The 18,896-nt window shown below is 68.8% G+C and carries 14 protein-coding genes; 7 read left to right on the top strand and 7 right to left on the bottom strand.

Annotated elements, in window-relative coordinates; translation table 11 throughout:
* Positions 1-137: 137 nt before the first annotated feature.
* A complete protein-coding gene (locus WMF28_RS17220; RefSeq protein ID WP_437604271.1) occupies positions 138-2,144 on the top strand; it encodes a sodium-translocating pyrophosphatase in 2,007 nt (668 codons plus the stop codon).
* A gap of 170 nt (positions 2,145-2,314) precedes the next feature.
* On the top strand, positions 2,315-3,022 hold the full coding sequence (locus WMF28_RS17215) for a glutathione S-transferase N-terminal domain-containing protein (protein WP_437604270.1): 708 nt from the start codon (positions 2,315-2,317) through the stop codon (positions 3,020-3,022).
* A 96-nt stretch (positions 3,023-3,118) separates the two neighbouring features.
* Here the strand turns inward: WMF28_RS17215 and WMF28_RS17210 are convergent, their stop codons facing one another.
* From WMF28_RS17210 to WMF28_RS17200, 3 genes are all read right to left on the bottom strand, one after another.
* Positions 3,119-4,615 carry a glycoside hydrolase family 44 protein gene (locus tag WMF28_RS17210; RefSeq protein WP_437603331.1) on the bottom strand — a complete coding sequence of 499 codons (1,497 nt, stop codon included), beginning with the start codon at positions 4,613-4,615 and terminating at the stop codon, positions 3,119-3,121.
* A 694-nt stretch (positions 4,616-5,309) separates the two neighbouring features.
* Complete coding sequence (locus WMF28_RS17205) at positions 5,310-7,757, bottom strand: protein kinase domain-containing protein (protein ID WP_437603330.1); 2,448 nt, start codon at positions 7,755-7,757, stop codon at positions 5,310-5,312.
* Complete coding sequence (locus WMF28_RS17200) at positions 7,754-8,503, bottom strand: RNA polymerase sigma factor (protein ID WP_437603329.1); 750 nt, start codon at positions 8,501-8,503, stop codon at positions 7,754-7,756. Before WMF28_RS17200 ends, WMF28_RS17205 begins: the two co-directional genes overlap by 4 nt.
* 255 nt (positions 8,504-8,758) lie before the next feature.
* Between WMF28_RS17200 and WMF28_RS17195 the strand changes: the two genes are divergently transcribed.
* Positions 8,759-9,226, top strand: coding sequence for a hypothetical protein (locus tag WMF28_RS17195; RefSeq protein WP_437603328.1), 468 nt, complete (start codon positions 8,759-8,761; stop codon positions 9,224-9,226).
* Between the two features lie 17 nt (positions 9,227-9,243).
* A complete protein-coding gene (locus tag WMF28_RS17190; protein WP_437603327.1) occupies positions 9,244-10,491 on the top strand; it encodes a hypothetical protein in 1,248 nt (415 codons plus the stop codon).
* A 26-nt stretch (positions 10,492-10,517) separates the two neighbouring features.
* Here the strand turns inward: WMF28_RS17190 and WMF28_RS17185 are convergent, their stop codons facing one another.
* The 4 genes from WMF28_RS17185 to WMF28_RS17170 form a co-directional block, all read right to left on the bottom strand.
* Positions 10,518-11,408, bottom strand: coding sequence for a hypothetical protein (locus WMF28_RS17185; protein WP_437603326.1), 891 nt, complete (start codon positions 11,406-11,408; stop codon positions 10,518-10,520).
* Positions 11,409-12,010: 602 nt separating this feature from the next.
* Positions 12,011-13,543, bottom strand: coding sequence for a hypothetical protein (locus WMF28_RS17180; RefSeq protein ID WP_437603325.1), 1,533 nt, complete (start codon positions 13,541-13,543; stop codon positions 12,011-12,013).
* A 307-nt stretch (positions 13,544-13,850) separates the two neighbouring features.
* The gene (locus WMF28_RS17175) at positions 13,851-15,350 is read right to left on the bottom strand and encodes a hypothetical protein (protein WP_437603324.1); all 1,500 of its coding nucleotides are present in this window, start codon (positions 15,348-15,350) and stop codon (positions 13,851-13,853) included.
* A 120-nt stretch (positions 15,351-15,470) separates the two neighbouring features.
* Positions 15,471-15,800 (bottom strand): hypothetical protein, encoded by a 330-nt coding sequence (locus tag WMF28_RS17170; RefSeq protein ID WP_437603323.1) that lies wholly within the window; start codon positions 15,798-15,800, stop codon positions 15,471-15,473.
* Between the two features lie 894 nt (positions 15,801-16,694).
* Between WMF28_RS17170 and WMF28_RS17165 the strand changes: the two genes are divergently transcribed.
* The 3 genes from WMF28_RS17165 to WMF28_RS17155 all read left to right on the top strand — a co-directional run bounded on the left by WMF28_RS17165 (position 16,695) and on the right by WMF28_RS17155 (position 18,885).
* Positions 16,695-17,330, top strand: coding sequence for a hypothetical protein (locus WMF28_RS17165; protein WP_437603322.1), 636 nt, complete (start codon positions 16,695-16,697; stop codon positions 17,328-17,330).
* Between the two features lie 113 nt (positions 17,331-17,443).
* The gene (locus WMF28_RS17160) at positions 17,444-18,085 is read left to right on the top strand and encodes a hypothetical protein (RefSeq protein ID WP_437603321.1); all 642 of its coding nucleotides are present in this window, start codon (positions 17,444-17,446) and stop codon (positions 18,083-18,085) included.
* Positions 18,086-18,354: 269 nt separating this feature from the next.
* Positions 18,355-18,885 carry a hypothetical protein gene (locus WMF28_RS17155; RefSeq protein WP_437603320.1) on the top strand — a complete coding sequence of 177 codons (531 nt, stop codon included), beginning with the start codon at positions 18,355-18,357 and terminating at the stop codon, positions 18,883-18,885.
* The last annotated feature ends 11 nt before the right edge of the window (positions 18,886-18,896 follow it).

Below are 18,896 nucleotides of genomic sequence, written 5' to 3'. Positions count from 1 at the left end.
GCCGCGATTTCCGACTTGATTCGCCGTCATGGACGGACAAGTGAGCCGGCGCTCGCTCCGGCCGGGGGCGAGCGAGAGGACCATCACCCGTGGATGCATTGTCTTATCAGTCGCTCGTAACGGGCGCCGTCGCGCTCATGGTCGCACGCACCTTCTACGTGCGTGTCAAGAAGGCCCCTGAAGGCAACGAGACGATGGCGCGCATCGCGCGCTACGTCCGCGAGGGGGCGATGGCCTTCCTCGCGCGCGAGTACAAGGTGCTCGCCGTCTACGCGGCCGTCGTCTTCGCGCTCCTGGCCGCCACGCTCGGGCTCCTCGCCGCGGGCGCCTTCGCTGCCGGCGCGTTCCTGTCGCTCATCGCCGGCTTCTTCGGCATGAAGGCCGCGACCTACGCCAACGTGCGCACGGCCGAGGCCGCTCGCGCGCACGGCAAGCCCACCGCGCTCGTCACCGCGCTCGACGGCGGCGCCGTCATGGGCCTCTGCGTCGCGGGGCTCGGCCTCATCGGGCTGGGCGGCATCTACGCCCTGTTCCGCAACGACGAGCACCTCGCGACGGTCGTCCACTCGTTCGCCGTCGGGGCGAGCTCGATCGCGCTGTTCGCCCGCATCGGCGGCGGCATCTACACGAAGGCCGCCGACGTCGGCGCCGACATCGTCGGCAAGGTCGAGGCGAACATCCCCGAGGACGACCCCCGCAACCCGGGCGTCATCGCCGACAACGTCGGCGACAACGTCGGCGACATCGCGGGCATGGGCGCCGACATCTACGAGAGCTACGTGGCCGCGGTCGTCGCCGCGATCGCGCTCGGCCTCACGCTGCCGATCGCCAGGCTGCAGCAGCTCGCTCCGTCGGCGAGCGAGCAGGAGCTCCGCGCGATGGCCGTGTCGCTGCCGCTGCTCCTCGCGACGATCGGCCTCGCGGTCTCGGTCGTCGGCATCTTCATCACGCGCGCGCTCAAGAACATGCCGCCGGCCCGGGTGCTGCGCCTCGCGCTCATCGTCCCGCCGTTCCTCGTCGTGCTCGCGGCGGCCGTCATCCTCCCGGATCTCGGCTACAGCTCCGGCGCCGTCATCACCCTCGCGGCCGGCGCGGCGGGCGGCGGCATCGTCGGCCTCGTGACCGACTACTACACGTCGATGGGCCCCATCCACAAGGTGGCCCAGAGCTCGCTCACCGGCCCCGGCACCAACGTCATCCGCGGCATCGCGGTCGGCCTCGAGAGCGTCGCCATCCCCCTCGCGACCCTCTGCGCCGTGGGCTGGATCTCGAACCACTACCTCGGCCTCTACGGCATCGCGCTCGCCGCGGTCGGCATGCTCGCGGGCACCGCGATCGTCATGACCGTCGACGCGTACGGCCCGATCGCCGACAACGGCGGCGGCATCTCCGAGATGGCCGGCCTCGGCAAGGAGGTCCGCGCGATCACCGACGAGCTCGACGCGGTCGGCAACACCACCGCGGCCGTCGGCAAGGGCTTCGCGATCGGCTCGGCGGTGCTCACCGTCGTCGCGCTGTTCGCCGCCTTCAACATGGAGGTCGACGCGGTCCGCCGCGCGAAGGGCCTTCCGGAGCTCGTTCTCTACCTGACCGACGCGAAGGTCCTCATGGGGCTCCTCTTCGGCGCCCTCCTCCCCTGCCTCGTCGGCTCGCTCACGATGACCGCCGTCGGCCGCGCGGCCGGCGCGATCGTCGAGGAGATCCGCCGTCAGTTCCGCGAGATCCCGGGCCTGCTCGAGGGCAAGCCGGGCGTCGAGCCGCAGCCGAAGGTCATCGTCGACATCGCCACGACGGCCGCCATCCGCGAGATGATCGCGCCCGGCGCCATCGCGGTGCTCGCGCCGGTCGTCGTCGGCTTCGTGGCCGGCCCCGAGGTCCTCGCGGGCACGCTGGCCGGCGCGCTCGTCGTCGGCGCGGTGCTCTCGCTGATGATGGCGAACGGCGGCGGCGCCTGGGACAACGCCAAGAAGCACATCGAGAAGGGCGGCCTCGACGGCCACGCGAAGGGCTCCGACGCCCACAAGGCCGCCGTCGTCGGCGACACCGTCGGCGATCCCTTCAAGGACACGTCGGGCCCCGGCATCTCGATCCTCATCAAGGTGATGGGCGTCGTGTCGCTCCTCATCGCCCCGCTCATCGCCTGAGCGAGCGCGTCGTCGCGACGACCGAGAACGCGGCCCCTGCCGGCCGCGTTCTCGATTTTCTCCAAAACCTCTGGATTCCCTGCTCCCCCGGGAGTGAGAACGCCTTGCGTCCCCGCCCCGCGCTTCCCGGGGTGGTTTACACTCGCGGTTCCAACAGCAGGAGAGACCGCATGACCGATCTGTCTTCTTTCCCCGTCGCGCGCAAGTGGCCCGCGCTGCATCCCGACCGCATCCAGCTCTACTCGCTGCCCACGCCCAACGGCGTGAAGGTGTCGATCGCGCTCGAGGAGATGGGCCTGCCCTACGAGGCGCACCGTGTCGCCTTCGACACAAACGACCAGCTCTCGCCCGAGTTCCTCTCGCTCAACCCGAACAACAAGATCCCGGCGATCCTCGACCCGCAGGGCCCGGGCGGCAAGCCGCTCGCGCTGTTCGAGTCCGGCGCGATCCTGCTGTACCTGGCGGAAAAGAGCGGGCGGCTGCTGCCGCAGGAGGCGGCGCGCCGCTACGAGACGATCCAGTGGGTGATGTTCCAGATGGGCGGCATCGGCCCCATGTTCGGCCAGCTCGGCTTCTTCCACAAGTTCGCCGGCAAGGACTACGAGGACAAGCGGCCGCGCGACCGTTATGTGGCGGAATCGAAGCGGCTGCTGGGCGTCCTCGACGGCCACCTGCGCGGCCGCGCGTGGATGATGGGCGATGACTACACCATTGCCGACATCGCGATCTTTCCGTGGGTGCGCAGCCTCGTGGGCTTCTACGGCGCGGGCGAGCTGGTGGGGTTCGACGACTTCAAGGAGGTGAAGCGCGTGCTCGACGCCTTCGTCGCGCGGCCGGCGGTTGTGCGCGGGCTGGACATTCCGGCGAGCAACGCCTGACCGCCAGCCTGGGGGAGGCGCCGGGGCCGGGTACGTCCGTGGGCCCCGGGCCGGGCAGCGCGGCAAACCCTCGCGACGGACCGAAGCGACGAGCTGCTACCGGGGCGCCAGCACCGAGACGCTGTGGGCCGGCATCGCGTACGTGAAGGCGTTCGTGGCGCCCGGGGCGACCGGATCCGCAGGCACGAGCTCCGCCTCGTCGCCCGTCAGCTGCCACACGTCGACGGCCGTGTAGCTCCCGTAGGCGGCGAGGGTCACCGCGGCCGTGAGCGGGGCCGTTGTCTTGTTGATGGCGACGAGGACCATGCGGCTCGGATCGGCCTCGTCGATGCTCGCGTACACGGTGGCCCTGGCGACGTCGCTCGTCTCGGCGTGGATGGACGTGTCGCCGAAGCGCGCGCCTTGCCCGTCGTAGCTCGTGAAGGCGCGCACGCCGGCCCGGAGCATGGCGACCTCGTCGCCGGGGTCCCAGATCGTCGCGACGAGCACGCCCTCTCGGCCGAAGACGCCGAGGGCGTCGGCCTGGGCGATCGCGCCGGAGATGTGGTTGCCGCCCCCGAAATTGTACTCGGTGAAGCCGAGGGCGGTGCCCGGGTAATGGGCGTCGATCAGGCCGCGGAGCCACGGGATGAGCAGGATCGGGCCGTTCACGACGTCGTTCGCGATCCAGCTGTCCTCCACGAAGGTGGGATCCCAGAGCGAGCGCGGCGCCTGGACGCGGGCCTCGACGGACGCCGGGGAGGCATCCTCGCCCGTGATGCGCTCGCCGTTCGCGTAGATCTCGGTGTACCAGTGCAGGTCGAGCACGTCGACAAGCCGGCGCCCCTCGCTCGCCTCGGCGGCCTTCATGGCGTCGAGGTAATGCTCGATGAAGTTGCCGTCCGCGTCGGGCGCGCCCTGCAAGCTGACATAGCCGGAGTATCCATACGAGACGAAGCCGGTGACGAGCGCGTTCGGCGCGACGTCCTTGATCGCGGACGCAAACTCGATGTTCTTGTCGACGAGCTCGGCATAGGTCACCGGCTCCGGGTGGATGCGCTCGTGGGTGTGGTTCCAGAGGTCGGGCTCGTTGTCGAGCGAGAACAGGACGCTCGCGACCTCGCCCTGGAAGGCGTCGGGGAAGGCCTGCTTCATCCAGGCGACGAACTCGTCCTGGTACACGGCGTTGTCGTCGAGATCGGGCGACGAGGAGAAGGGAGCGCCCTTGCGCGCGATCGTGGGATGAAAGCGGGTCTCGAGGTAGTCCGGGGTCTGGTTGACGTCGCCGCCGCCGTCCTTGTCGGCCGCTACATGACCGCAGACAGGGACGGTCGCGATGAAGGCGGCGCCGTGCGCCAGCGCGTCCTCGGCCAGCACGCGCACCGCCTCGCCAGGCACATCGCCGCGCTGGCTGTTCCCGACGAGGTGGGCATCGTTCTGATGCATGTAGTCCGAGCCTGCGTTGGAGGCGTTGTTCTCCCAGTTGTACGCGGTCATGCGGTTACCGCCCATGCGCACGACGGTCGTGCCGCGCTGCTCGCCGTCCAGGTCCTCCGCCCAGTTGACCCCGTAAATGAGCGGGCTGATGGGGCGCACCCCCTGATCGGCGCGCACCGCGAAGGCGACATCGCCCGGCCCGGGATCGCCGGGCTCGACGAGGCCCGCGGGAGGATGGCCGCCCGACCCGCCCTGGCCGCTGCTGGCCGTGCCGGTGCCGCCGCCCGAAGCGCCGGCACCGCCGCCAGCAGCGCCGGCACCACCGCCAGCAGCGCCGGCGCTTCCGCTGCCGTTCGAGGAACTGGCACCATCATCGCCGCAGCCAAGGAAGGCCGCAGACGCGACGAGGGCAAGCAGAGCGCGGAGGAGCGGAGCGCGTCGAGAGGGCGCGGGGCGATGGTGCCCCCTGTTCGGCGGCGTCGCCGCTCCTCCTGGCGTGCGCTCGCCACAGCCGGCGGTCGCGACCAGGCCGGGGCATCTCATGCCATGGGCTCGCGAGCGCCCTCCCCTACCGAAAAGTGACAAGGCCTCGCGCTCAGAGGCGAACGCACCCGATATATAAGCACTCATTACAATGATCTCCTGCCGACCATCATTTCCCGACCGACAGTAAGTAATGTGTATTTACTAATACTCTCTGCTCCTGTTCGGCATCGACGCACCGCGCGAGCCGGCGTCGCCGTGCGTCGCAAAGACGCGACGCGTTGACGCTCTGCTCGATCCACCGGTGGTCGGCGTCGTGTGGAACGGCTGGTCCTCTCCCCCCTTTCGCGCGCAGCCAGGAGAAAAGAGCATCTGGCCTCGAAGCGAGCTATCGGCGGATCAGCGCCGGATCCATCGGGTCCACGGCGTCGCCGGGGGGCGGCTCGGCGGCAGGGCGTGAGCGCTCGACAGCGGGCGCCGCAGGGGGGCTGTGCTGGGCCGGCGGCGCGGCGGGCCGGGCGCGGGCGCTGGACGGCGGGCGCGCTGGCGGGCTCGGCGATGGCGCCCCGGCCACCGGCCCTGCGCGCTGCGAAGGCGGCGCGCCGTTCGAGGGCCCGGCGCCCCGCGAAGGCGGCGCGTCCGCCGAGGCCTCGGCGTCCGGAGTCGGCGACGCCGCGTTCGTCGTCGCCGCGGGCGGCGAGGGCGCGGCTGCAGCCGCAGCTGCGCTGCCCTGGAGGGCCTGGAGGGCCTGGCTCGGGCTCGGCGTCACCTCGGCCGACGGCGCCGTCGGAGCGACGGAGGCAGACGCCGCGGGCGTGCCGTCCGCGACCTCCGGCGCGCGCTGCGCGGCGAGCAGCACGGCGCCGAGCGCGAGCGCCGCGCCCACGCCCAGGACGAGCGCGCCGCGCCGCCCCCGGGGAGCGGCCGGCGCATCCCAGGTGCGCGCGGAGATCGCCCGGTCCACGGCGACGTCCTCCGGGCGCGCGGCCGGCTCGTCAGCGACCGCGGCGCCGGCGCCGGCGACGCGGGTGATGCGCTCCACCGAGAGCCGAGACCCCTCCGGCGCGTGCGGCCCGAGCGCCTGCGCGAGCTCGGCGATGCTCTGAAAGCGCCGCGCCGGATCCTTCTCCAGGCAGCGGAGCACCACCGCCGCGAGGCCCTCCGGCGCCTCGGGGCAGCCGTCGCGGAGCCTCGCGGGAGCGCCGGCGGCGATCTTCGCGCCCATGGCCATGAAGCTGTCCGCCTCGAACGGCGGACGGCCGGTGAGGAGCTCCTGCAGCACGACGCCGAGCGACCAGATGTCCGCGCGGGCGTCGACGCGCTTCGTGCTCTCGAGCTGCTCGGGCGACATGTAGAGCGGAGAGCCCATGACCGCGTCCGGCGCCGTGATGCTCGCGTCGACGGCGAGCGTCTCCGAGCGCGCAGCGTCGCTCGCGCGCGACATCTTCGAGATGCCGAAATCGAGCACCTTGACGAGCGGCGAGCCGTCCCTCCGGGTGGTGAGGAACAGGTTCGAAGGCTTCAGATCCCGGTGGACGATGCCGAGCGCGTGCGCCTCGGCGATCGCCTCCCCCGCCTGGAGCACATAGTCCACGGCCACCCCGACCGGCAGCCGCTTCCTGTCGTGCAGGACCTGCCCGATGTCCTTGCCGCTCAGGAACTCCATCACGATGAACGGCGTGTCGTCGTCGAGCGTGCCGACGTCCATCACCCGCGTGACGTGCTCGCTCTCGAGCCGCGACGCCGCCCGCGCCTCGCGGAGGAAGCGCGCCACGTCCCCGCCGCTCTTCCTGCCGCGCAGGAGCTTGAGCGCCACGTTCCGGTCGAGCGGCTCGTGCCACGCGAGCAGCACGACGCCCATCCCGCCGCTGCCCAGCGTCCGGATCACCCGGTACTTGCCGGCGATCAGCGTCCCCGGCGCCGCGGGCTGCGCCGGATCGCCGGCGGCCGGCGCGGCGTCGAGGCCCTCGTCGGCGAGGAGGGCGGCGAGCGCGCGCGCGACCTCGGCGGCGCTCGCCGGGCGGCCCTCGGGGGCCTTGGAGAGCATCCGCGCGATGAGCGCCTCGAGCGCCGGCGGGGCGAGCGGACAGAGCGCCCGGACCGCGAGCGGGCGCTCGACGAGGATCTTGACCAGCACCGCCTCGGTGTCCGCGCCCGTGAACGGCGCCCGACCGGTCAGGCACTCGAAGAGCACCGCGCCGAGCGCGAACAGGTCGGTGCGCGCGTCGGGGGTCGCCGCGCCGCGCACCTGCTCGGGCGCCATGTAGCTCGGCGTGCCGACGAGCGCCCCGGGGCCCGTGACCGCGGGCGCGCTTTCCTTCCCGCGCGCGAGCCCGAAATCGAGGAGCTTGACCCGATCGGCGGCGCCGTCCTGCAGGAAGAGGTTGCTCGGCTTGATGTCGCGGTGGACGAGGCCCTTCTCGTGCGCGGCGGCGAGGGCCGCGGCGACGCCGTGCCCGACGCGCGCCGCGTCGCGGACGCCGAGCGGGCCCTCGGCGAGCCGCTCCGCGAGCGTCACGCCGACGAGGCGCTCCATCGCGAGGTACCGCTCACCCAGCGCGGTGCTGCCGTGGGCGACGTAGCCGACGATCCCCGGGTGGGAGAGCGCCGCGAGCGCCTCGGCCTCCCGGTCGAAGCGCGCGCTCGTCGCCTCGTCGACGTCGCGCAGGAGCTTGAGCGCCACGCTGCGGTGCCCCTCGCGGTCCCAGGCCGCGAAGACGACGCCCATGCCGCCCTCGCCGAGCAGCGTGTCGAGCTCGAACCTGCCCGCGACGACCTCGGGCTCGGCCGCGAGCGAGACGAGGCGTCCGACCCCCGCGTCGTCGACGAAGGTCACCGGGCGCCCCCGAGCAAGGCGCGGGACTCCGCCTCGAACTCGGCCTCGGAGCCGGTGATCTCCCGCAGCGTCTCGAGGAGCAGACCGCGGAACTCGCGCCGCGCGGAGGCGAGGTAGTTGGTCACGTCGGTGACCTTGATCCCGAGCTCCGTGGCGAGCTCTGCATAGGTGGGACGCTCCTCGGGGCCGTCGTGGAGCACGTAGCGCTCGAAGACGCGGAAGGTGAGCTCCTTGCCGCCGCGCTCGCAGCGCTCGCGGAGGGCATCGACCGCCATGCCGACCAGGTGACGCGTCCACTCCCGGTCGAAGTACGTGTCGAGCGATTCCGGTGCTGGCACGGCGAGCGCACCGATCTCCCGCTCGGCAGAGGGGAAGTCGAGGCTGAGCGTCACGGCATGTCCGCCGCGCTTCTGGCGGCCGCTGCTCTCGGCCTCCTTCATGACGTAGCGGTCGAGGCACATCTTCAGATAGGTGCGGAACAGGGCGCGCGCAGGGTCGTACGCGGAGAACGTGCGCTGCTCGAACGCGCGAGCGAAGAAGCCCTGCGTCAGATCGGCGGCGTGCTCTCCTTCGATGCGCCAGCGGACGCGGAGGTGCTTGTACACCGGCTTCCAGTAGGCGCGCACGAGGATCTCGAACGAGCGCGCCCGCTCCGCCGGGTCGTCGCTGCCCACCGCGACGACGGCCGACCTGTGGGTCGTCGGAAACCTGCCGCGCGGGGCCCCGCGCGAGAAATCGTCGTCCATGTCTAAAGGAACGTGGGGGGCGCGCGGAATAGGATCATCGACGACGCGAAGCTACCACAGGCCGACCCCGGACGGGAGCTCCGGCGGGCCGCCGGCGCAGGACGCATCACGGGCCTGCCGGCGCTCCGAGCTCCGGCGCTGCTCTGCGCTCCGCGCTGCGGGGCGCTCGTCGCGGCCACGCCGTGGCACGGCCTCGCGGGCGCTCGACGCTGGACCCAACCTTCCGTGAATCCGTGAAGAAGAGGAGAACAGAACATGAAAAAAGCATCTCTCCTGGCGCTCGCCCTGCTGCTCACCGCGTGTGAAGAAGAAAAAAGGATGGCATTCGGGATCGACGTCCAGGCGTACGATCCCGAGTTTTCGGCATCTCACTGCTCTCTTGCAGGGGAGACCGAGACCATCGGCAGTCTCACCGTCTTCGACGACACACAGCAGCCGCCGCGGCCCCATTACAAGTTCGAGTTCGAGTCGGACTCCGACGAGCAGGTCTACCATGTGCGGGTGTCCGACGCGACTGCGGTCGACGAGGAGGCGAGGTGGCCCGTCCTCGCGGAGCGAACCTACGACAGCGCGTTCGGGGAGTCCGGCGGCCAGGACTCGTTTGTTGTCGACTTGAATGGGGAGCAGGTTACCTTCAGGGTGCTGGGCATTCCGGCCGAGGGCGGGTGCCCGCAGAGCGGCCTCCCGGACCCGAGCGATGCTCCGCCCACCTCCGACCGCTAGCGCCCCCCGAGGACAACGTGAACCCGCTTCGTCCGTTTCGCCGCACGCTCTGGGCGCCCCTCTCCGCCGCGCTCCTCGGCGCCTCGGCGCTGCTCTGGGGCCGGCAGGTCGCCGCCGAGGAGAGCGCCGCCGAGAGGCTGTTCCGGGAGGGCCGCGCGCTCCTTGTCGAACAGCGCTTCGCCGAGGCCTGCCCCAGGCTCGAGGAGAGCCAGCGGCTGGAGCCGAGCCTGGGAACGAAGCTCAATGTGGCCTTCTGCCATGAGCGGCTCGGCGACGTGGCCACGGCCTGGGTCGGCTTCCAGGAAGCGTTGACCACGGCGCGCACCGAGGGCGACGCGGCGCGGGAGGCGTTCGCCAGGAGCCGGATCGAGGCGATCGCGCCGCGCGTGCCCTGGCTCCGGGTGCGTGTTTCGGCGGGCGACGCCGGCGCGGATCAGCTGGCGATCCTGCTCGACGGCGCGGCGCTCGATCCGGCCGCGTGGGACAAGGAGCTGCCGGTGGATCCGGGCGAGCACGTCGTGGCCGCGGCGCGCCGCGGCGAGGTGTTCTGGCAGACGACGGTGACGCTGAGGGAGTCGGAGCGCGCGGACGTCACCATCCCGGCGGCCGCGCCGGCGGAGCCGGTCCATGCCCCCGCGGCCGTGTCGAGGCCGGAGCAGCGGCCCGCGGCGCCGCGCGAGGAGAGGAGCGCGCGCGCCGCCGCGCCGGGGGCAGCGGGCCGCTTCGTCTATGAGGCGGGCGTGCTCGTCGGCTATCTCTGGCTGAAAGCGGGCAAGAACGAGGGCTGCATCACCATGGACGGGGCATGCTCCTTCCATGCCGAGACCGATAGCTTCCTCGCAGGGGCGACGGGGTTCGTCGGATATACGGCGATGGAGCGCCTCGATGTCGGCCTTCGCGCCCAGATCGGCCTTCACTCGAGCGAGGGCATTCTCTTCGCGCTCGGCCCCTCGGCGTCGTACCTGCTCGGTGAGCGCTTCAGGGTGGGCGCGACACTGCTCTTCGGCACGGCGACGCATACCGCGGAGGTCTACGAGCAGGGCGGGTATCTACCGGCTGGGTCCAGCACCGGTTACGGCGATGGAGGCGCGGTCGAGACCGATTTGCCTCTCGGATTTTCTCTGGGCCTTGGCGCCGAGCTCGGGATGAAGCTCATGGACAGCCCGGCGGGCTCGCTCTTTTTGCAGGCCACGCCGCTGTTCCTCATCGGCGAGGACGGCGTGGCGGCGTCTCTGCCGCTCGGCGTCGCCTACCGCTGGAACTGACGTCGAGAGCACCGGGCCGCCCCACCTCATCTCGGTGCTGCCGCGGGCGCCGCGCCGGCAGCCGGCGCTGGCGCGGCCGCCACGGGCGGCGCCTCGGCGTCTTCCGGCTCGGGCGCGGCGTCGCTGGACGCCGCCGCGCGGCCGCCGCGGCCGCCGCGGCCCTTGTAGAGCGACGGCGCGATCGTGTCGGCGTCTCCCTCGTTCCAGCGCAGGTAGGCCACGGCGCGGCGGGTCTGGTCGTAGGCGTGCGCGAGCAGCGCGAACGCGCGCGCCCGCTTGTCCGCGGCCTCGGTCGGTCCGGGCCCCTTGCCGTGCTCCCGCACGCCGAGGGCGGCGAGGAGCTGCGGCCCGATCTCCCCGGCGCGCTTCACCTCGTCCTCGGTCGCCGCCGTCTTGCCGGCGATGTCGGACCAGCTCCCGCCGAAGAGCGCCGAGAGCGCCACGAGGTCGTTGGCCGTGTCGATGTGCCCGTGGCCCGCGCGGATCTCCGCGACCGTCTCCGCGTCGAGCAGCCCGCGACGGGCGAGCGCCTCGGCGTCGCCCAGCAGGTTCTCGCGCAGCGCGGCCGCCTCGGCGAGCAGCGGCTTCAGCGCGTTCTCGGCGCCTCCGGTGGACAGCCATTGAAGGTGCGCGTACCAGGCGGCGAGCGCGTAGCTCTCGAGACGGTCGAGCGCCGCGACATCGTGCTGCCGCAGGTGCTCGACGATGGCGGGGCGCAGCGCGAGCAGGCCAGGCAGCACGCCGAGCACCAGCGAGACGGCGCGAGGAATGTCGATCTTGATGGAGATGAGCCGATCCGGGCTCAGCGCCTCGATCTCGGGGAGGATGCTGTCGAACGCCGCCGCCGCCCGGGGCGGGGCCGCGGGCTTCGTGGGAGCTGGCTTCTTCTTGTCGACCGGAGTGGAAGGCTTGGCCATGAGGGGAACACCTCTCGTTGATGCCCTTCGCCGGGCGGCGGAGGAACATGACCCCCCTGCCCCCGGAGCTGGACGCGTTGTGAGCGTCCGGCCCCCGCCGGACGTTCCGGGCAGGAGTAACCACCTGTCCCGTACGGTCAACGGACCTAGCAAGATCCCGACGGCAGCTCGCCGGACGTCGTGAGGGGGCGCCCGGGAAGACCGCCTCCGATGCCCGAGGAAAGCTCAGCTGCCCCGGCAGGACCGCCTCCGATGCCGGAGCAAAGCTCAGCTGCCCCGGCAGGACCGCCTCCGACGCCGGAGCAAAGCTCAGCTGCCCCGGCAGGACCGCCTCCGATGCCGGAGCAAAGCTCAGCTGCCCCCGCAGGACCGCCTCCGATGTCCGAGGAAAGCTCAGCTGCCCCGGCAGGACCGCCTCCGATGCCCGAGGAAAGCTCAGCTGCCCGGGTGGCGACCGGGAGCGCCTCCGTCTCGCGGCCTCGACGGCGCTCGTGCAGAGGTTCGACCGCAACGATCCGCGGCCGGCCGACCGGCTGGAGGTGCTCTGCGCCGGCGGCGGCGCGGGGCCGGCGGCGCAGAGCGGGCGGGTGATCGAGATGGGCTCAGCTCGCGGTCACGACGGTGATCTCGCCGGTCGTGTACAGCGCCGAAGTGTCCCAGGCGAGCCCCGGGGCGAGCGGCAAGGCGATATTCACGGCAGTGAACGTCCCCGTGAGGTCACCGAGCCAACCGAGCAGAACGACGGTGTCCCCGGCCTGGAACGACACGGCGCCGTCGGCCGGCCGGATCTCCAGCGCCCCGTCGAGATCGAGATCCCCATCCACCTGGAGGAGCGGCAAGGCGCTCGAGCCCGCGACCGCGATGCTGAGGGCGGCGCCCGGCCCCTGGCTGTAGCTGCCGGCGATGTCGGTCGAGGGGTGAACCGCTCCGACGGAGAGCTCGCCAGCCTGCAAGTTGGCGAGATCGCCCGCGAAGCTGCCGATCTCGAGGCGCCCGCCGGCGAAGTCGAACTCGCCCTCCGCGACCTCCATCGCGCCCGCGACGAGGTCGCCGTCCGCGAGACGCACCGAGGGCCCCAGGTAGGGATAGACGTAGGGGATGCTGGCCGGCTGCGCAGTCCGGAGGAGGCCGCCGATGCTCACGAAGGCGCCGTTGTCGACGAGGATCGACGGAGACTGATTGCCTATGGCAAAGACGGTGACGTCGCCGCTGTTGAGCCACGATGCATAGACATCGTTCACCTTGATGAAGCCCCCGCCGAGCTCGGAGTGGATCTCGGTGTCTTCCGTCACGAGGGTCCCATAAGCCCCGAGGGTAAGCTCGCCGTATCCGAGATCCGTCCCCACGCGCAGGAGCCCCTGGTTGGTCCACGTACCACCCCAACCACTCACGCTGGCCTTGCTGCTGGAAATCGTGCTAGAAACCCCGATCCTGGCATTCACCGTGGAGACCTCGGCCCGGTAGATGTCCAACGTGCCCTGGCTGTACACGCCCACGATGAACTCGCCCGTGCTGACCCATCTCGTCGCAGAGCCGGCCACGGTCACCGAGCCATTGCAAACCGAGCACCCCAGGGCGCCGCCGATATAGACGTTGTTCGAGAAAAAGCTCGCTCCTTGCCTGAGCTCGGCGCGACCTCGTGCCCTGAGGCCGATGTATGTATTCGTCCGGCTCGTCAGGGTGGCGTCATACCCTTCGACGAGCACACGACCGAGGCTCATCGAGTTTCGATTGCCCACGACGAGCTCATCGGTGCTCACCTCCGCACCGTTCCGGACGATGAGCGACCCATCGCAGTAGCCGCTCGCGCAGATCTGGATGGATCCGCTGTTGGTCCACATCGAGCCGTACCCGATGACCTGGACCGTACCGCTGGCGCTATTCCCCACCAGCGCGGTTGCGCTGAACAGCTTCCCGCCGCTCGTGACGATCACTTCCCCATCGTCGAAGGTCGGTTCCCAAACGGCGCTCGCGCCCCCCACGAGGAGCGTGTTCGAGCCCAGGTCCCACGGATCGCTCGGGTCCTCGGGCGACACATCCCCAGTGACGATCACGTCCGCATAGGCTTGTCCTGCCGCGCTCAGCGACGCAACCGCGAGCAGCGCCGAAAGACCGCGTCGAAATTGATGATTCATGATTCTGATCCCTCCACGAGAAGTTCCAGTGCCCATGGGAGACCCCCATCGCCCTGATGCCCCGGCAACGCCGGAGCACCATGCGAATGTGGTCTCCCACGATGGAACACATACGTGGGTCGGGTCACCGATGCAATGCATTTCGTCAGCTGAGCCACCGCAACTCGGATATGGAGTGACCGTTCGGGCGGCATAAATCAGATAACATAACACCGGACGAGTTGATCTCGTGCGGCGTCCGGGGCCGCTACAACATCACCGTCTCCGGGGAGGAGCCCGGCGAGACCTGCAGCCGCGTGCAGGGCGCTCAGCTCGCGGTCACGACGGTGATCTCGCCGGTCGTGTACAGCGCCGAAGTGTCCCAGGCGAGCCCCGGGGCGAGCGGCAAGGCGATATTCACGGCAGCGAACGTCCCCGTGAGGTCACCGAGCCAACCGAGCAGAACGACGGTGTCCCCGGCCTCGAACGACACGGCGCCGTCGGCCGGCCGGACCTCCAGCGCCCCGTCGAGATCGAGATCCCCATCCACCTGGAGGAGCGGCAAGGCGCTCGAGCCCGCGACCGCGATGCTGAGGGCGGCGCCCGGCCCCTGGCTGTAGCTGCCGGCGATGTCGGTCGAAGGGTGAACCGCTCCGACGGAGAGCTCTCCGCCCTGCATGTTGGCGAGATCGCCCACGAAGCTGCCGATCTCGAGGCGCCCGCCGGCGAGGTCGAAATCGCCCTCCGCGACCTCCATCGCGCCCGCGACGAGGTCGCCGTCCGCGAGACGCACCGAGGGCCCCAGGTACGGATAGGGATAGCCCCCGACCGTCGGCGCGGTGCGGAGGAGGCCGCCGATGCTCACGAAGGCGCCGTTGTCGACGAGGATCGACGGAGACTGATTGCCTATGGCAAAGACGGTGACGTCGCCGCTGTTGAGCCACGATGCATAGACATCGTTCACCTTGATGAAGCCCCCGCCGAGCTCGGAGTGGATCTCGGTGTCTTCCGTCACGAGGGTCCCATAAGCCCCGAGGGTGAGCGTGCCGTATCCACGATTTGCCCCCACGCGCAGGAGCCCCTGGTTGGTCCACGTGCCGCCCCAGCCGCTCACGCTCGCGTGGCTGTTCCGGAAGTCATCGCCGTCGATGCGCGCGCCCACGGTGAAGAGCTGGCCGCGCCGGATGTTCAGCAAGCTGCCAGTCTTCACGCCCAGGATGAACTCCCCCGTGCTCACCCACGTCGTCGCGGAACCCGTGATGGCGACGTCACCCCCGCAGACTGTGCAGTTGCCGACTCCGCCGATATAGACGTTATGTGAGAAGATGCTCGCTCCCTGCTTGAGCTCGACGTGGCCTTGCCCAGTATGGCCGATGGAGAGGTTCGTCCTGCTCGTCAGGGTGGCGTCATACCCCTCGACGAGCACAAAAGCGTCACCCAGCGAGCCTCTGACGCCCACCCTGAGCTCATCGGTGGTCACCTCGGCGCCGTTCCGGACGACGAGCCAACTCTCGATAAGGCTCGCGCCGAGCTCAATGGTTCCATTGTTGACCCAGGTCGAGCCATACCCGTCGACCTTGACGGTACCGAACCAGGCATCACCTCCCCCGCGCACCGATGCGCCGGGGCTGATCAACGTCCCGCCATGGGTCACCTCGACCGTCCCGGCTCCCACGACGAGCTGGCTCAGCCCGAGGTCCCAAGGGTCGGATGGATTCTGGGGAGATACGTTTCCCGAGATGGTCACGTCTGCATTCGCTGGTCCTGCCACGCTCACCGACGCGGCGATGGACAGCGCCGAGAGAGCGTATCGAACTTGGTGGTTCATGAGTCTGATCCCTCCACGAGAAGTTCCAGTGCCCATGGGAGGACCACCATCGCCCTGATGCCTCGGCAACGCCGGAGCACCATGCGAACGTGGTCTCCCACGATGGAACGCATACGTGGGTCAGGTCACCGTTGCAACGCATTTCGTTAGCTGTGCCACCGCGACCTGGATGTGGAGCGACCGCTCAGGCAGAAAAATCAGACCGCACAATCGCTTCCGCGCACCTTCACGCGTCGCAGACGCCTCTCCCCTCCAGGCGAACCGGTCGCCGCCCGATGTCTCGTCGATCTCGACGTCGTCGTCCTCCCCCGCGATGGCGTCGTAGACGCCGCCCCGGTCTCCGAGCGCGAACGGCCCGAAGCTGTAGCCGTCCGAGCCCGCGTCTAGGTCCCCGAGGTCGTGGTGCTGCGCGTCGATCGCGCTGTAGACCTCCTCACCTGGCGCGCCCACGTCGATCTGCGCGACCTCGCGCAGCGCGAGCGCCTGATGGTGGTCGCCGGCGGGGGCATCAGGAGCGCCCCTCGAGGAGCCGGTCCCGATCGAGCGCTACGCCGCCGTCGTCGCGGAGCTCGCCGACGGGGGCGCGCTGCGCAGCAAGGTGCTCTCTGAAGCGCGGCGTGGGAGCGCTGCCAACGAGCATTCGCGACGTGAACCGCGCGCACCGATCGGCCCCCCGTCGATCCCCTGGAAACGAAACGAGATCGTCCGCGACCGGCCGCGCGAGTCATCGCTTGCTCGCGACGTCCTGGGCATCGTGCGCGTGCCTTGGCGAGCTCGACGCGCTCGCTCGCGGCGTCCGGCCGCGACCATGTGCACGGATTCATCGAAGAACGGCAACCTTTCCTGTATCCTCCTCCCTCCTTCTTGAGGCAAACGCGAGACCCCACCAGATGCCCCGGAGAGCAGGAGCCTATGACCGCAGCACTTCATCGTTCAATGACAATCCGTCCCAGCCTCGCCCATATCATTTCCGTGACGGTACTATCCCAGACCGGATGCACGATCTTCGATGAAAAGCCACCACCGACATGCATGGATCCATCCCCCACGTGCCAAGCGCTGTGCGCACAAGAGACCGTCTGGCCCCAGCCAATCTACTGCGAGGGGACGACGCCGCTACAAGACCGATTCCTCCTCATACTCGCCACTAAATCATGCAATGAATGGCGCGAGTCATTACAACCCAACAGCGGTACCACCCTAATCATCAAGCCTCAGAATGTCGGGATAACGCCAACCAAGAAGGATCCCTGCTACTACTAGCTCACAGCACCGGGAGACTCCTCCACACCTCACCAGCTGCGGCTCCGACGACGATCGCCATCAATCCACAAGGCTCGACAGATGAAAACATCACCGAAACCGACAACATGGATTGGATTGGGGTTCATCGCCGTCGCCGCTTTGGCAGCGTACAACCTGGGAAGAATCTCGGCACCGAGCGACAACCGGCCTCAAACGCGCCAGGACGTCAGAAAGAACAAACCCGATCTTCGGTCAACTCTGAGCGCCACCCAGCAAAGGTTGGCCATCTGCGAAGAGACCCGCCAGCGTCGCGACCACGATCTTCACGAGGGAGCGAGGGAGCCCTACATCAGCGAAGCCAACCCCACGCCTTCACCTGAGCGAGAGCTCTCGAAGCAATGCATCATCGCGATGCAAGCGCAAGATCTGAATATAGCGGGCGCGCACTGCAGGAACTTTAGAAGACACTTCGATGCATACAAGGCGATCCTGGGAAACAGCACGGTCGGCTGCGAAACCGTCTTGAGCATTCGAAACCTAGCCCAGAGACAGCGCCAGACTTGCGCTCTCATTACAAGAATCAACGAGGAACCCGGATCCCAGGACGCGACGAGCGATCCTCTCGCCGTCGGCGCGGTAGACGATGCTTACACAATCACTAGCAAATACGGCGACATCGACATTGATGAGCTGGTAAAGAACCCAGCGTGCATAGTCCGCATGCAGGCCGAATAACTCGAATCCACTCCTCCGCTCAGGTCGCGGGAGCCATCGCCCCGTCAGTCCAACAGGCCAAGGTCGCCGTTCTCGCGAGTACCATCTGGACCTCGATCCGCGACGTTCGACGCATGAAAACATCATCAAAACCGACAAGATGGCTTGGATTTGGGATCATCGCGATCGCCGCGTCGGCGGCAACATACAATCTGGGGCGAGCCTCGGCGGAGAGTAAAAACCAACATCAATCACACCAGGACGCCGCCAGAAACGACGACTCCGATGTTCGGTCAGCTCTGAGCGTCACCCGGAAGAAGTTGATCAGCTGCGAAGAGACCCTCCAGCGCCGCGACCACCACATCCAGCAGAGAGAGGAACAGCCCCACGCCGGCGAAGGCAGCCCCACACCTCCACCTGAGCCAGCGCTTTCGAAGCAATGCGACATCGCATCGCGAGCGACGGAGCTCAACAGGATGGCCGAGAGCTGCAGGGACTTCAGGTGGCAATTCAACGCATACGAGGAAATACTGAGCAACACCTCAATCGACTGCGAATCTGTATTGAGCGTTCGAGATCTGGCAAGAGACCAATTTTCGATCTGCTCCGCCGTTTTAAGACACTTCGAGAGCGCATCGCAGCCAGACGTCACGAGCGACATCCGCGGAATCAGCGCCATGGAAAGCGCCTATATGACCAAAGACGAGTACGGCGACGTCGACATCGACGAACTAGTAAAGAACCCAGAGTGCATCGCCCGCATGCAGGTCGAATGACTCGAACCCATCTCACGCCGCCGTTCATCTCGTGGGAGCCATCGACCCGCTGGTCGAATGGGCCAGGGCCGCCATTCTTGCGCGCGCTGACAGGTCTCGGAGTATTCACCCTCGCCGCTCTGGCATCAGCTGAGGAGCCACGGCCGCCTGAGAAATTCCATTGGGACGGTCTCCACCTCAACGGCATCGCTCAAACGAAGCTCCCCCATCTCGCGAGACTCGGAGCCACGTACGGCGGCGGAACAGCTCCGGGGGCCGTCCATTCGGTCATGGTGAGCTTCGGACAGACCGCGAGCCCCACCCAGGAGCTCAACATCGGGTATTTTATCGGCGCTGGAGTGGGCAAGGAGAACATGTCGACGATAGAAGGCAAGAAATTGGGGATCCATGCCACGTTCGAAGCCGGACCGTTCCGAGGGAGCGCGGCTACGAGCCTTCAATTATACCAACTGATCGGAGCCGTTCTTCCCATGTTCACCACGACCTTGAGGCCGCAGGCGACCCTTGTCCGGACCACGCACGTCGATCTCTTCCTCGGTGGGGACGTGTATTCCCTCAATGTCAACGTCCAGCTCGGCCTCACATGCGGATTACGATTCAGGGACATAAGAATATTCGATCGGAGCATGGATGGGCTCCTGTCGATCACGGAGATGAATACCTGGACCAGCGTTCCGACGCATGGAACCCTCTGGGCGGCCTACGTCGAATCGCGCCTCGGGATCGTCGTCGATCTGGAGCCCGACAAGGGAGACAAGGGAGAACAGCGCGACCGGATCCGTGAGTATGGGCAGCTCTGACCGATCGCGCC

The sequence above is a fragment of the Sorangium sp. So ce590 genome (genome assembly GCF_051521365.1).
In the GTDB taxonomy this organism is placed as follows: Bacteria; Myxococcota_A; Polyangia; order Polyangiales; family Polyangiaceae; genus Sorangium.
Note: the sequence above shows the minus strand (reverse complement) of the source record. Positions and strands in the feature narration are given on the sequence as shown.